Source organism: Roseovarius sp., assembly GCF_040223625.1.
In the GTDB taxonomy this organism is placed as follows: Bacteria; Pseudomonadota; Alphaproteobacteria; order Rhodobacterales; family Rhodobacteraceae; genus Roseovarius.
In genome coordinates this window covers 88,836-102,211 of the sequence record NZ_JAVKFX010000030.1, presented here as the reverse complement: position 1 = coordinate 102,211, position 13,376 = coordinate 88,836, and the positions used below count along the sequence as shown (strand labels likewise).

Here is a 13,376-nt window from a genome sequence, read left to right as displayed (position 1 = left end):
GCCACCGCCCAAAATCTCCGCAAACTAGCCAAGATCTTTCCTGCACCGCAGCAAACGCGCAAAGCCTGACCAGAAAGGCGCTCGCGCCCTGTTCAGTACGCTTCTTTCTGCAGTTGCAACACGTTGTTTTTCCACAGAATCCGCCGACGACATCCCCGGCACCGCCAGCGGATTGCGCCACAGCGACGGCCGCCAGGCCCAGTCGGTGCCATGCGGTTTCGGAAACACCGCCGACCCGATCACCGGAAGCGCCAGCCGGTGATCGGCCACCGCGATCAGCTCGTTCAGCTCGTGCCGCAACTTCCGCGCCGCCGCCCGTTCCTTCCGCAAGTCCTTGAAAGAAAACGAAGGCGCCTGCCGCGCCGCACTCCGCCACCGGCGCAGCGACCGCCGCTGCGCGATCCAGTCCAGAACCGAATTTCTCAACACTGCCATTCCGGGTCCACTCTGTCTGGTCCGCCCTGTCCTGCCTCGGTTAACCCGGCCCCATCATTATCCGGAATCCGTTGATAATCCACTCGAATCCGAACCGTCCGTCGCGGGTTTCGGCGCCGTTTCCGTCGCCGCCGGCGCCACCGGTCGCGACGGGCTCGCCCGCCGGATCGACCGCGCCAGGTCGGTCAGAAGCGCCCGCCCGTCCTTGCCCGCCATCGGGCTGCCCTCGCGGGCATAAAGCGCCAGCGCGATCAGGTGACCGTTCAACAGCATCCCCCCGCGCCAGTGCCGCGCATCGCCCCCATCCAGCACCCCGTCGCCCCCGCTGGCGAAATGCACCAGCGTCACATCCGTGGTCTCGTGCGCGGCGATCACCTTCGCCGGGGCCATCAGCGCGGCGATCTCGCCCGGCGTCGGCCGGGTGGCGCCGGGCGCGTCGGGCATGACCGAGATGGTCATCAGAACCGGCTCCACCCCGTGCCCCCGCAACCCGCTCAGCGACTCGCAACTGGCCAGCAGGACGAACCCGCCATCGCGGTCCCGCCGCAGCGTCCGCCGGTCGATGCAATAGCCCGCCGGCCCCCGCACGACAACATCGCCGTCATACATCTGCACCTTGCGCAGCGCGTCCCGCGTGGCCGGCTCGCTCCCCGAGGCGAGGAACCCCAGTGCGCCGGGCTCACCGCCCATGCATCCCGCCAGCGGCACCACTGCCGCCAGCGCCACGGCCCGAAGCACCCGGGCCGTGCGCCTGTCAGATATCCATGTAAACATGCCGTTCGGCCTTGCCGCCGGGATGGGTCACCGCGCCCTTGTAGGTCTCACCCACCAGCTGGGCATATTTCCACAGCGCGCCCGAGGCATACATGGTCTCGCGCGGGCCGCCCCACGCCTCTTTCCGCTTGGCCAGCTCCTCCTCGGAGAGGTCCACCGACAGCGCGCCCTTGATGGCGTCGATGGTGATCATGTCACCGTTCTTCAACAGCGCGATCGGCCCGCCATGCGCGGCCTCCGGCCCCACGTGCCCCACGCAGAACCCCCGCGTCGCGCCCGAGAACCGGCCATCGGTGATCAGCGCCACCTTCTTGCCCATGCCCTGCCCGGAAAGGGCGGCGGTGGTGGCCAGCATCTCGCGCATGCCGGGGCCGCCGGCGGGGCCCTCGTTGCGGATGACGATCACCTCGCCCTCCTCGTAGCCGCGGTCCTGCACGGCGGCAAAGGCGTCTTCCTCGCATTCGAACACCCGCGCCGGGCCGGTGAAGACCTGGTGTTCGGCGGCGATGCCGGCCACCTTCACGATGGCGCCCGCCGGGGCGAGGTTGCCCTTCAGGCCGACCACGCCGCCGGTCTTGGTGATCGGTTTGTCGATCGGGTAGATCACCCGGCCATCGGCCACGCGATCGATCCGGTCGAGCTCCTCGCCGATGCTCCGCCCGCTCGCGGTCACGCAATCCTCGTGGATGAGGCCGGCCTTGCGCAGCTCCTTCATCACCACCGGAATGCCGCCCGCGTCGTACAGGTCCTTCGCCACGAACTGACCACCCGGTTTGAGGTCGACGAAATACGGCGTGTCGCGGAAGATCTCGCAGACATCGTCGAGGAAGAAGTCGATCCCCGCCTCATGCGCGATCGCCGGCAGGTGCAGCCCGGCATTGGTCGACCCGCCGGTACAGGCCACCACCCGCGCGGCGTTCTCGAGGCTCTTCTGCGTCACCACGTCCCGCGCGCGGATGTTCTTGTCCAGCAGGTGCATCACCGCGTGGCCCGACGCCTCGCCATACTGGTCGCGGCTTTCGTAAGGCGCGGGCATCCCCGAGCTGTTCATCAGTGCCAGACCGATCGCCTCGGAGACGCAGGCCATGGTATTGGCGGTGAACTGCCCGCCACAGGCGCCCGCGCTGGGGCAGGCGACGCGCTCGAGCATCGCCAGCGCCTTGTCGGACAGCTCCTTGTTCTGGTGCCGGCCGACGGCCTCGAACATGTCCTGCACGGTCAGGTCGCGGCTGCGGAAATCCTCCGGAATTTCATCCACCTGCGGCGCCTTGCCCGGCAGGATCGAGCCGCCGTAAACGAAGACGCTCGGCACGTTGAGCCGCACCATCGCCATCATCATCCCCGGCAAGGACTTGTCACAGCCCGCAAGACCCACGAGCGCATCGTAGCAATGCCCCCGCATGGTCAGCTCGACCGTGTCGGCAATCGCCTCCCGGCTCGCCAGGGACGAGCGCATGCCCTCGTGCCCCATGGCGATCCCGTCGGTGACGGTAATGGTGGTGAACTCGCGCGGCGTGCCGTGGGCTTCCTTCACGCCCCCCTTCACCGCCTGCGCCTGCCGGCTCAGCGCGATGTTGCAGGGCGCGGCCTCGTTCCAGCAGGTCGCGACGCCGACCAGGGGCTGGTGAATCTCGTCCTCGGTCATGCCCATGGCATAGTAATAGGACCGGTGCGGCGCGCGGGCAGGGCCCTCGGTCACGTAACGGCTGGGCAGCTTGGTCTTGTCGAACTTCGTCATCTGGGGGCCTCCTGGAGCGTCGTCACAACGGTCTAGGATAGAGCCGCCCGTGGGGCAAGCCGCTTGTCCTTTAGCCGGGGTCGCGGGCCGCACGGTTGGATTGAGTATTTGGACCAAGAAGAAGCCCGTGGCGCACACCCGGCTTCTTCTGGCCTACAATATCCTAGGGGAGTCGCGCCAAAGGCGCGGCGGGGGCAGCGCCCCTTACTCCGCCGCCTTCAGCGCCGCCTGCGCACAGAAGCACGACGCCGCCACCGCCTTGTCCGCCCGGGCCTGGGCAAGGTCGAGCCTTTGGCGCACCTGCGCGATTTCCACCGTCTCGCCCCGCGCCTTCAGGCAATCGTGCAAGCCCTTCAGCGCCCAGACGTTATCCGGATGCACCGTCGCCCGCGACAATTGCCCGCCCAGCCCGAGGTCTTCGCGGAACACCGCCTCCGCCTCGGCGATCCGCCCCTGCTCCAGCAGCAGCGCGCCCAGCGCGTGCCGCGTGGGCTGCATCCAGCCCCACGGCTCGTCATAGGGCAGCCCGTCATCCAGCGCGACCGACCGGCGCAGCGCCGCGAAGGCCTCGTCGAACCGTCCCTCGCGATAGAGGATCTCGCCCCGCAGCATCTCGGCCCCGATCGCCAGCAGATCGACCACCTTGTTGTTGTGGATCAGCCGGCTGTCCGGCACCCGCGCCATCGCCGCGTGGTAGAGCCTTTCCTCCGCCAGCGCCGCTTCGACCTCGCCCAGCGCCGCATGGCCGACGCCCCGCGCGTAATGCACATGCGCAGCCAGCGTGCAGTAGAGTTCCGCATCCTCGGGCAGCGTCAAGGCCGTCGCTTCCCGCCACCGCCCGAACCGCACCAGCACATGCGGCTCGAAGCTCAGGTAGGCCTCGAAGTAATCCGCCATCGGCGGGCTCTCCATCCGCAGCATCTCCTCCGGCACGGTCTCGAACGCCCCGCGCACCGCCCGCAGCGCCGGTTCGATCTGGCCAAGGAACATCGCCCCGTAGATGACGAAATGGTAATTGTGCAGCCGGTAGCCGGAATAGATGTTGTACGCCCCGCGCTCCCGCCAGAACCGCTCGTCGGCCTCGACCGCGGCTTCGTTCCAGTGCACCACGTTCTGGTAATGCCCGCAGAGCACGTCGATATGCGTGGGCATGTGAATGAGGTGACCCGCATCGGGCACCAGCGTCCGCAGCGCGTCGCCGGCCTTCAGCGCCTTTTCCGGAAAGGGCGACATCTCCATCAGGTGCACGTAGAGATGCAGGACACCGGGATGCCCCATCGCGCCGGGCAGCTTGGCCATGGCCCGCTCCAGCACCGCCTGAGCCTCCTCTGTCCGCGCGCCGGGGGCGGGCTGGCCGGTCGGCAGGTCCCACATCTTCCACGGCGTGATATTGAGCAGCGCCTCGGCGAAGACCGCGCAGATTTCGAGTATATCCGAGTGTTCGTCATAAACCCCGCGCATCGCGTCGGCGAAATCGGTGTTCCAGCCCTTCATCACCTTCAGATTGGCCGGCGCGCCCTGCGGATACCGCGCCGGCAACGCCCGGATCAGGGCCGCCTCCCACGCCGTCACCCCGCCCGCCAGCGCAAGCGACTGCTGCGCCGCGTCATGCCCCACCGACAGCGCCGCCGCGCGCCCCGCCTCGTCGAACAGGTCCCACGGCATGTTGTAATTCGGCCCCGCCGCATACCCCCGGCCCCAATGGGCCATGGCACAGCCCGGATCGGCGGCGATGGCCCTGTCGAAACAGGCCACCGCCTCCTCGTGGTTATAGCCGTAGGTCCACAACACGCCCCGGTCGAACCAGAGCTGCGCCTCGTCCGAGCCCGTGGTTACCGGAAAGCTGTGTGCCCCCAGGTCGAAATATCCGTCCATGCCGATCCTCCCTGTCCGCCGTCAGGATAGCGAAAGGCCCGCCCCGCGTTGACCCCCTTTTCGCCGGGCGCCATTGCCCCCGCCCGGCCGGGTGCCTAGCTTGGGCCTCATGCGCTACGACGCCCACGAGACCCTGGCCGCCCCGGCGCGGCCATCGGCCAACCCGCTGCGGCTTGCGGCGGGGGTGGTGCTGGTCGTCCTGTTCTTCCTGCCGCTGGCCTTCGCCTATGCCGGGGTCGTGCCCTCGGCGCTGAGATATGACGGGCCCGCCGCGCTGACCGAGGGGCGCACGCCGCTCGCGGTGCTGATCCTGCTGTTCCAGCTCACCTTCCTGATCCTCGCCCTCGGGATGGTGCTGCGGCTGGTCCACCAGCGCGGACTGGCCAGCCTGATCGGCCCGGCGGGCACCGCCACAAGTCAGTTCCTGCGCTGCACCCGCTACCTGCTGCCGCTCTACCTGTTGCTGACGGTGATGCCGATGCCGCCGGAATACCAGCTCAGCCCCAACCTAGCGCCCGGCAACTGGGTGCTCTGGCTGCCGCTCGCGCTGGCCTGCGTACTGATCCAGACCAGCGCGGAGGAACTGGTCTTCCGCGGCTACCTGCAAAGCCAGCTCGCCGCCCGCTTCCGCAGCCCGCTCGTCTGGATCGGCCTGCCCTCGGCGCTGTTCGGCCTGTTCCACTACAGCCCGCTGCTGGCCGGCCCCAATGCCTGGGCGCTGATTCTCTGGGCCGGGCTTTTCGGCGTCACCGCCGCCGACCTGACCGCGCGCACCGGCACGCTGGGCCCGGCGCTGGCGCTGCATTTCACCAACAACGTCTTCGCCATTCTGGTCACCGCCCCGGCGGGCAATCTCGACGGCATCGCGCTCTATACCTTCCCGCTGTCGCTCGATGACCACGACCTCGCCTGGTACGTCCTGCCGATCGAGATCCTCTTCACCCTCTGCGCCTGGCTCACCGCCCGGATCGCACTGCGCCGCTAGGCCCTGCCGCAAGTCCGATTGCATTCCGCGCGCCCGGCGCTTATTTCAGGCGCCATATGGCCAAGCCGCAAAAGGGCGACCGGATGAACTGGATCACCAACTACGTCAGACCGCGGATCAACTCGATCTTCTCGCGCCGGGAAATCCCCGAGAACCTGTGGTCGAAATGCGATGAATGCGGCACCATGCTGTTTCACCGCGAACTGAGCCAGAACCTCAACGTCTGCACCAATTGCGGCCACCACATGCCGATCACGCCGCGCGCCCGCTTCTCCGCGCTGTTCGACGGCGGCACGTTTTCCGAGGTCGACGTGCCCCTGCCCACCGCCGATCCGCTGCATTTCCGCGACCAGAAGAAATACCCCGACCGCATGCGCGCCGCCCAGAAGACCACAGGCGAGAAAGAGGCGATGCTGGTCGCACGGGGCGAGATCGGGCGCACGCCCATCGTCGCGGCGGCCCAGGACTTCACCTTCATGGGCGGCTCGATGGGGATGTATGTCGGCAACGCCATCATCGCCGCGGCCCAGGAGGCGGTGAAGCTCAAGCGCCCGCTGATCCTGTTCTCCGCCGCCGGCGGGGCCCGGATGCAGGAAGGCATCCTTAGCCTCATGCAGATGCCCCGCACCACCGTCGCCGTGCAGATGCTGCGCGAGGCCGGGTTGCCCTATATCGTCGTGCTGACCCACCCCACGACCGGCGGCGTCACCGCCTCTTACGCCATGCTGGGCGACGTGCATATTGCCGAGCCCAACGCGCTGATCTGCTTCGCCGGGCCGCGCGTCATCGAACAGACCATCCGCGAGAAGCTGCCCGAAGGTTTCCAGCGGGCCGAGTACCTGCTCGACCACGGCATGCTCGACCGTGTCACCCCGCGCACCGCCATGCGCGAGGAGCTGATCACCATAACCCGGATGCTGCTCGGCCTGCCGCCCGCGGTGAAGGGCGACCTGCCCGCGCCGGTGCCCGAACCGGACACCGCCGAGGCGACACCGCCCTCGCCGCCCCCGGTCGACCCGCCGGAAAACCCCAAGCCGGCACAAAAGGCCGACAAGCCGAAATCCGGCAAGGAATGAGCGGCGCCTCCTCGGACGTCATCCTCGACCGGATGATGTCGCTGCACCCCAAGATCATCGACCTCACGCTCGATCGTGTCTGGCGGCTGCTCGACCAGTTGGGCAATCCCCAGGACGCGCTGCCGCCCGTGATCCACATTGCCGGCACCAACGGCAAGGGCTCGACGCTGGCGATGATCCGCGCGGGGCTCGAAGGGGCGGGCAAGCGTGTCCATGCCTACACCTCGCCCCATCTCGCCCGGTTCCACGAACGCATCTACCTCGCCGGCGCGCTGATATCCGAGCCCGACCTGACGGCGGTGCTCGACGAATGCTATGCGGCCAATGGCGGCGAACCGATCACCTATTTCGAGATCACCACCTGCGCTGCCTTGCTGGCCATGTCGCGCACGCCCGCCGATTACACCCTGCTCGAGGTGGGCCTCGGCGGGCGGCTGGACGCCACCAACGTCATCGCCCAGCCAGCGCTGACCGTCATCACGCCTGTCTCGATCGACCACGAATCCTTCCTCGGCGACACGCTGCCCAAGATCGCCGCCGAAAAGGCCGGCATCCTCAAGCGCCGCGTGCCTTGTGTCGTCGGCCCCCAGGCCGAGCCGGCAATGGAGGTGATCGAGACCACCGCCCAACGCCTCGGCGCGCCGCTTCTGGCCCATGGCCAGCACTGGCATGTCACCACCGAACGCGGGCGGCTGGTCTTCCAGGACGAAACCGGCCTGCGCGACCTGCCTTTGCCCAACCTGCCCGGCGCCCACCAGATCGAGAATGCCGGCGCCGCGCTCATGGCGCTGCGCCACCTTCAGGCGGGCGATGTCGCGCTCGAGGCGGCGGTCACGCAAGCCCGCTGGCCGGCCCGCATGCAGCGCCTCACCCACGGCCCGCTGATCGACGCCGCCCCCGAGGCCGAGCTGTGGCTCGACGGCGGCCACAACCCCGCGGCGGGCGAGGCGCTGGGGCGCTACCTCGCCAGCCTGCCCGACCGGCCGATGCACCTTGTCTGCGGGATGATGAACACCAAGGACGTGAAGGGCTACATGCGCCCGCTCGCGGCCCACGCCGCCAGCCTCACGGCGCTGTCGATCCCGGACGAGCCCAACACGCTCTCGGCCGAGGATACCGCCGCCGCCGCCCGCACGGTGGGGATGGAGGCCGGCATCGCCGACAGCGCACTCGAGGCCATCCGCGCCATCGTGGCCGAAGATCCTCACGCCCGCATCCTGATCTGCGGCTCGCTCTACCTCGCCGGCTCGATCCTTCGCGAGAACGGCTAAGCACCGAAATCTTCAAAAGATTTCGGACCGCGTTTTTTTAAAGAACGCGCCTCACCCCGCCTCGGCCAGAAGCGCCTTCAGCCCCGTCCGGTAATCCGGATACTTGAGCTCAACCCCCAGCTCCTCCCGTATCCGCCGGTTATCCACCTTCTTCGACTCGGCATAGAACGAGCGCGCCATCGGGCTCATCTCCGCCTCCTCGAACGGCACCTCCGGCGGCACCGGCAGGCCCAGCAACTCGGCCGCATACGCGATCACGTCCTGCGGCGGCGCCGGGTCGTTGTCGCAGACATTATAGGCCGCGCCCGGATTGGGCCGGCGGATCGACGCCTCCAGCACCTGCGCGATATCCTCGACATGGGTGCGGCTGAACACCTGGCCCTGCTTGATGATCTGCCGCGCCGTGCCCTTGCGGACCTTCTCGAACGGCCCCCGGCCCGGCCCGTAAATCCCCGCCAGCCGGAAGATGTGCAGCGGCAGCCCGTCGATGTCGCGCCATTGCGTCTCGGCCATCACCCGCAGCTTGCCGCGCTTGGTGGCGGGCGTCAGCGGCGCGCTTTCATCGACCCACTCGCCCTCGTGATCGCCATAGACGCCGGTGGTCGACAGGTAGCCGGCCCAGTCCAGCCGCGGCGCAATCTCCCGGATCTTCGGCTCCAGCTTCGCCAGAACCGGGTCGCCCTCCTCGTCCGGACCAGCCGACACCAGCATATGCGTCGCCGCCTCGAACGCCTCCGACAAATCCCCATCCGGCCACATCACCGGGATCACGCCGTCTTCCCGCAGCGCCTCGGCCTTCTCGGGTTTCCGCGTCGTGCCGTAAATCACCCAGCCCTGCGGCAACAGCCGCGTCGCCAGCGCCTGCGCCGAATAGCCATGCCCGAAGGAAATCAGTCTCTTGCCCATGCGCCCGACCTAGCCACCCGCCGCCGGCTCTTCAACACGCAACACGCGCGAGGCCACCCAGGCATAGCCGTTCTCGCACAGGATGAAGGTCTCGCGCAGCCCGTGCGGCCGGTCCGACGGCGCCTGCAACACGTGGGCCCCGAAGCGCTCCGCCCTTTCCGCCGCCTCGTCCGGATCACTGTCATAGAGCCGGATCTCGATCCCCGCCCCGCGCGGCGGCGCCTCGGGCAACAGCCCCAGCAGCGGGTTCTGCGAATAGGTGTGATCGCCATGAAGCTGAAACACCTGGCCCCCGTAGGCCATGATCGCGAAATCCCGGCTCACCCGGTGGCTCTCCATCCCGAAGACCGTTTCGAGAAACCGCACCTCCGCCGCCACGTCCCGCACGAGGATGTTCAGCCCCAGCCCTTTCAGCGACGCGCCGAACTCCGCCGGGCTGACCGTTTCGAAATCCATCTCCCCCTCCGAGACTGCCGGAATGCCGGCGCAGGTTGATCCGCCCGCTCCCGCGTGTCAACGTGAGCGGCAAAAGTTGAATGTGACGGGAACAATCCGATGGCGCCGACAGACCTTTCCGGCGGGGTTCACACCCCCGACCTGCCCGCCGCCGAGGATTTCCGTGATGCGGGACAGGCCGTCGACCGGCTGATCGAGCTTTACGACACCGCCGCCGCTTTCCTGTGCGACGCCTTCTCCGACGCGGTCATCAACGGCGCGCCGGCCCACCGCATCCGCGCCTATTACCCGGAAATCCGCATCACCACGACCAGCTTCGCCAAGATCGACAGCCGCCTCAGCTTCGGCCACGTGGCCGAGCCCGGCACCAACGCCACCACGGTCACCCGGCCGCGGATGTTCCGCAACTACCTCGTGCAGCAGCTCAAGCTGGTGATGGACAACCACGATGTGCCGGTCACCATCGGCGTCTCCGACACGCCGATGCCGGTGCATTTCGCGGTGGCCAACGATGCCGGGCTGACCGTGCCGCAGGAAGGCGCGATGGATTTCACCCTGCGCGACTATTTCGACGTGCCGGACCTGACCACCACCAATGACGACATCGTCAACGGCACCTTCCAGCCCGGCCCCGACGGCGCCGGCGCGCTGGCGCCCTTCACGGCGCAGCGGGTCGACTATTCCCTCGCCCGGCTGTCGCATTACACCGCCACCGCGCCCGAGCATTTCCAGAACCACGTGCTGTTCACCAACTACCAGTTCTACGTCTCGGAGTTCGAGGCCTATGCCCGCCGCGTGCTGGCCGACCCGGACAGCGGCTACGAAAGCTTCGTGGGCCCCGGCAACGCCACCATCACCGAGCCCGACGCGCCGCTCGACCTGCCCCTGAAACTGCCGCAGATGCCGACCTATCACCTCACCCGCCCCGGCGCGGCGGGCATCACGCTGGTCAATATCGGCGTCGGCCCCTCCAACGCCAAGACGGCGACTGACCATATCGCCGTGCTGCGCCCGCATGCGTGGATCATGGTGGGCCATTGCGCGGGCCTCCGGAACACCCAGAGCCTTGGCGACTTCGTCCTCGCCCATGCTTACCTGCGCGAGGATGGCGTGCTCGACGCCGACCTGCCGGCCTGGGTGCCGATCCCGGCGCTGGCGGAAATCCAGATCGCGCTGGAAGAGGCGGTCGCGCTGGAAACCCGGCTCAAGGGATACGACCTCAAGCGGATCATGCGCACCGGCACCGTGGCCAGCTTCGACAACCGCAACTGGGAACTGCGCGACCAGTCCGGCCCGGTGCAGCGCCTGTCCCAATCCCGCGCCATCGCGCTCGACATGGAAAGCGCCACCATCGCCGCCAACGGCTTCCGATTCCGGGTGCCCTACGGCACGCTGCTCTGCGTGAGCGACAAGCCGCTGCACGGCGAATTGAAGCTTCCCGGCATGGCCAGCGACTTCTACAAGACTCAGGTCGCACGGCACCTGATGATAGGAATTCGCGCCATGGAAACCTTGAGGGAAATGCCCCTGGAACGCATCCACAGCCGAAAATTGCGCAGTTTCGACGAGACTGCCTTCCTCTGAGGCGGAAAAATCACCACAAAATCCGCGAAAAACCCTTCTTTTCTTACACTATTCGTTGTGTTCGCTCTCAAGATACAGTTAAATCACCCCACGAGGCCCATAGGAACGGGCAGTTGAAGGAGACCAGAAAAATGGCAAAACCGATGACGAAAACGCAGTTGGTTGCAGCCCTCGCAGACGAGATGGGCGGCGACAAGAAAACCGCAAGCGCGGCACTGGATGCGGTTGTCAACGTGATCACCCGCGAAGTGTCGGGCGGTGGCGCGGTCACCCTGCCCGGCGTCGGCAAGATCTACTGCCGCGAACGCCCGGCGCGGACCGTGCGCAACCCCGCCACCGGCGAACAGATCCAGAAGCCGGCGGACAAGGTCGTGAAAATGACCATCGCCAAGGCCCTCAAGGACAGCGTGAACGACTGACCTTGTAATCGGCACGAGTTTCGGAAAGGGTCGCCCCCGCAAGGGGCGGCCCTTTTCTGTTGCAGTGTCGGGAGACGGGAAAATCATGGATATCCGGGCAATCGTCATGGGGCTGGCCTTCGCCTTCATGTGGTCCAGCGCCTTCACCTCGGCCAAGTTCATCGTCGTCGCCGCCCCGCCCGTCTCGGCGCTGGCGCTGCGCTTCTTCATCTCGGGGCTGCTGGGCGTGCTGATCGCCCGGATGCTGGGCCAAAGCTGGAAGCTCACCCCGGCGCAATGGCGGGCCACGATCATCTTCGGGATCTGCCAGAACGCGCTCTATCTCGGGCTCAACTTCGTCGCCATGCAGACGGTCGAGGCCTCGCTCGCTGCCATCATCGCCTCGACCATGCCGCTTCTGGTGGGGCTGGCAAGCTGGGCGATCTTCGGCGAAAGGATTGGCCCCCTTGGGGTGTTCGGCCTCGTCGCCGGGGTGATCGGCGTGGCCATCATCATGGGCTCGCGGCTTCAGGGCGGCGCCGACATGTACGGCGTCATCCTCTGCGTGCTTGGCGTCATCGCGCTGACCTTCGCCACGCTTGCCGTGCGCGGGGCCACTTCGGGCGGCAATTTCCTGATGGTCGTGGGCCTGCAGATGCTGGTGGGCAGCGCGGCGCTCGGCCTCTTCGGCGCCGCCACCGAAACCATCGAGATCGATTGGTCCTGGCAACTCATCGCCGCCTTCGCCTATACCACGCTGGTCCCGGGGCTGGCAGCCACGCTGGTCTGGTTCCTGTTGGTCGACCGCATCGGCGCCATCAAGGCGGCGACCTTCCACTTCCTCAACCCGTTCTTCGGCGTCGTCATCGCGGCGGTGATCCTCAGCGAGCGGCTCGGGCTTTGGGACATCCTCGGCGTGCTGGTGGTCACCGGCGGCATCCTCGCCGTGCAGCTTTCGCGCCAAAGGCAGAAACCGACGGGGGCGGCGGGACAAACCTGACACCGCCCCGGCACGCCCCGGCCTCAGCCGAGGATATCCGTGGCCGCGTGCCCCTCGCCGACCCCGTCGATCAGGATCGCGACGCCGTTCGAATACCCCGTCCTTAAGGGCACGATCGCCTTGTAAGCGGGCGAGTCGTACCATCCCTCCGCCGCCGCCCGGTCGGGAAACTCGATCACGATCAGGTCTCCGGTCCACGTGCCCTCCAGCTCCGTCACTGGGCCGCCATGGATGATGAACCGCCCGCCGAACGGTGCAAGCGTCTCGTCGATCCCCTCCAGATAGGCCACGATCCCGGGCCCCATCTCGACATCATGCAACAGCGCAACGGCATAGGCCTTCGCGGTCTTGTCCTGCGTCGTCATGGCTTACACCTCCTGCCCGCGCGGGTTTGCGGCGCGAAGGGCAAGCTGCTCCAGCCGCGCCATTACCGCCACGAACGCCGCCTGTCCCAGCAGGAACGCTACGCCCAGCGCATTGGGCGCCACAACCCCGGCCAGCAGGGCCAGGCTCGCCACAACCCACAGCACGTTGCCGAGGATCACCAGCATCACCGCCGGCGCATTGCCCGGCAACCACAACGCCACCGCCGCCATATAGGCCGCGACCGGGAACAGGATCGCCCCCGCCCAGAAGAGCAGCGGCGCGGGCAGGGCCATCAGACCGGCGAGCGGACCGGCCAGCGCCACAAGTCCGACGCCCATGCCGAGGCAGGCAGCGGCGTCAATCAACAGAATCGAGGGAAGAGAGTATCGGGAATGCAGGTGTGCCATGGGAAAACTCCTTGTCTGGCATTTCGGTCATGGCCTGCAATCTGACCCTCCCGCGCCATCCCGTCGATTACGCCAAAGGTAATTGGCCTCAGCACCCGCCGCGGT

13 protein-coding genes and 1 pseudogene are annotated in these 13,376 nt (G+C 67.5%); 6 read left to right on the top strand and 8 right to left on the bottom strand.

Annotated features, from left to right (window positions below; genetic code table 11):
• Window positions 1–141: 141 nt before the first annotated feature.
• The 4 genes and pseudogenes from RLN94_RS08995 to RLN94_RS08980 all read right to left on the bottom strand — a co-directional run.
• Window positions 142–435 (bottom strand): annotated as a pseudogene (locus tag RLN94_RS08995) (DUF6478 family protein); the annotation flags it as partial.
• Window positions 436–492: 57 nt separating this feature from the next.
• Window positions 493–1,209: a hypothetical protein gene (locus RLN94_RS08990; RefSeq protein ID WP_350158599.1), complete on the bottom strand. Its 717-nt coding sequence runs from the start codon at window positions 1,207–1,209 to the stop codon at window positions 493–495.
• Window positions 1,190–2,947 carry a dihydroxy-acid dehydratase gene (gene ilvD, locus RLN94_RS08985; RefSeq protein WP_350130410.1) on the bottom strand — a complete coding sequence of 586 codons (1,758 nt, stop codon included), beginning with the start codon at window positions 2,945–2,947 and terminating at the stop codon, window positions 1,190–1,192. The genes RLN94_RS08990 and ilvD overlap by 20 nt, the downstream gene beginning before the upstream one ends.
• A 204-nt stretch (window positions 2,948–3,151) precedes the next feature.
• Window positions 3,152–4,822 carry a tetratricopeptide repeat protein gene (locus RLN94_RS08980; protein ID WP_350130412.1) on the bottom strand — a complete coding sequence of 557 codons (1,671 nt, stop codon included), beginning with the start codon at window positions 4,820–4,822 and terminating at the stop codon, window positions 3,152–3,154.
• A gap of 109 nt (window positions 4,823–4,931) precedes the next feature.
• On the opposite strand from RLN94_RS08980, the gene RLN94_RS08975 reads away from it, so the two are divergent.
• The 3 genes from RLN94_RS08975 (at window position 4,932) to RLN94_RS08965 (ending at window position 8,154) form a co-directional block, all read left to right on the top strand.
• Window positions 4,932–5,807 carry a CPBP family intramembrane glutamic endopeptidase gene (locus tag RLN94_RS08975; protein ID WP_350130414.1) on the top strand — a complete coding sequence of 292 codons (876 nt, stop codon included), beginning with the start codon at window positions 4,932–4,934 and terminating at the stop codon, window positions 5,805–5,807.
• A gap of 83 nt (window positions 5,808–5,890) precedes the next feature.
• Window positions 5,891–6,883, top strand: coding sequence for an acetyl-CoA carboxylase, carboxyltransferase subunit beta (accD, locus tag RLN94_RS08970; RefSeq protein WP_350158608.1), 993 nt, complete (start codon window positions 5,891–5,893; stop codon window positions 6,881–6,883).
• Window positions 6,880–8,154, top strand: a complete 1,275-nt coding sequence (locus tag RLN94_RS08965) for a bifunctional folylpolyglutamate synthase/dihydrofolate synthase (RefSeq protein ID WP_350133156.1) — start codon at window positions 6,880–6,882, stop codon at window positions 8,152–8,154. Before accD ends, RLN94_RS08965 begins: the two co-directional genes overlap by 4 nt.
• 51 nt (window positions 8,155–8,205) lie before the next feature.
• On the opposite strand, the gene RLN94_RS08960 is transcribed toward RLN94_RS08965, so the two are convergent.
• Window positions 8,206–9,060 carry an SDR family oxidoreductase gene (locus RLN94_RS08960; RefSeq protein WP_350133154.1) on the bottom strand — a complete coding sequence of 285 codons (855 nt, stop codon included), beginning with the start codon at window positions 9,058–9,060 and terminating at the stop codon, window positions 8,206–8,208.
• 9 nt (window positions 9,061–9,069) lie between these two features.
• On the bottom strand, window positions 9,070–9,516 hold the full coding sequence (locus RLN94_RS08955; RefSeq protein WP_350133152.1) for a VOC family protein: 447 nt from the start codon (window positions 9,514–9,516) through the stop codon (window positions 9,070–9,072).
• Window positions 9,517–9,615: 99 nt separating this feature from the next.
• On the opposite strand from RLN94_RS08955, the gene RLN94_RS08950 reads away from it, so the two are divergent.
• From RLN94_RS08950 to RLN94_RS08940, 3 genes are all read left to right on the top strand, one after another.
• On the top strand, window positions 9,616–11,100 hold the full coding sequence (locus RLN94_RS08950; protein WP_350133150.1) for an AMP nucleosidase: 1,485 nt from the start codon (window positions 9,616–9,618) through the stop codon (window positions 11,098–11,100).
• A gap of 131 nt (window positions 11,101–11,231) precedes the next feature.
• A complete protein-coding gene (locus RLN94_RS08945; RefSeq protein WP_300896081.1) occupies window positions 11,232–11,519 on the top strand; it encodes an HU family DNA-binding protein in 288 nt (95 codons plus the stop codon).
• A gap of 85 nt (window positions 11,520–11,604) precedes the next feature.
• Window positions 11,605–12,498 carry a DMT family transporter gene (locus tag RLN94_RS08940; RefSeq protein WP_350133148.1) on the top strand — a complete coding sequence of 298 codons (894 nt, stop codon included), beginning with the start codon at window positions 11,605–11,607 and terminating at the stop codon, window positions 12,496–12,498.
• Window positions 12,499–12,521: 23 nt separating this feature from the next.
• Here the strand turns inward: RLN94_RS08940 and RLN94_RS08935 are convergent, their stop codons facing one another.
• Together RLN94_RS08935 and RLN94_RS08930 are read right to left on the bottom strand one after the other, a co-directional pair.
• Entirely contained in the window at window positions 12,522–12,863 is a 342-nt protein-coding gene (locus RLN94_RS08935) for a DUF1330 domain-containing protein (protein ID WP_350133146.1), read from the bottom strand.
• Between the two features lie 3 nt (window positions 12,864–12,866).
• Complete coding sequence (locus tag RLN94_RS08930; RefSeq protein ID WP_350158600.1) at window positions 12,867–13,271, bottom strand: hypothetical protein; 405 nt, start codon at window positions 13,269–13,271, stop codon at window positions 12,867–12,869.
• Window positions 13,272–13,376: the final 105 nt, after the last annotated feature.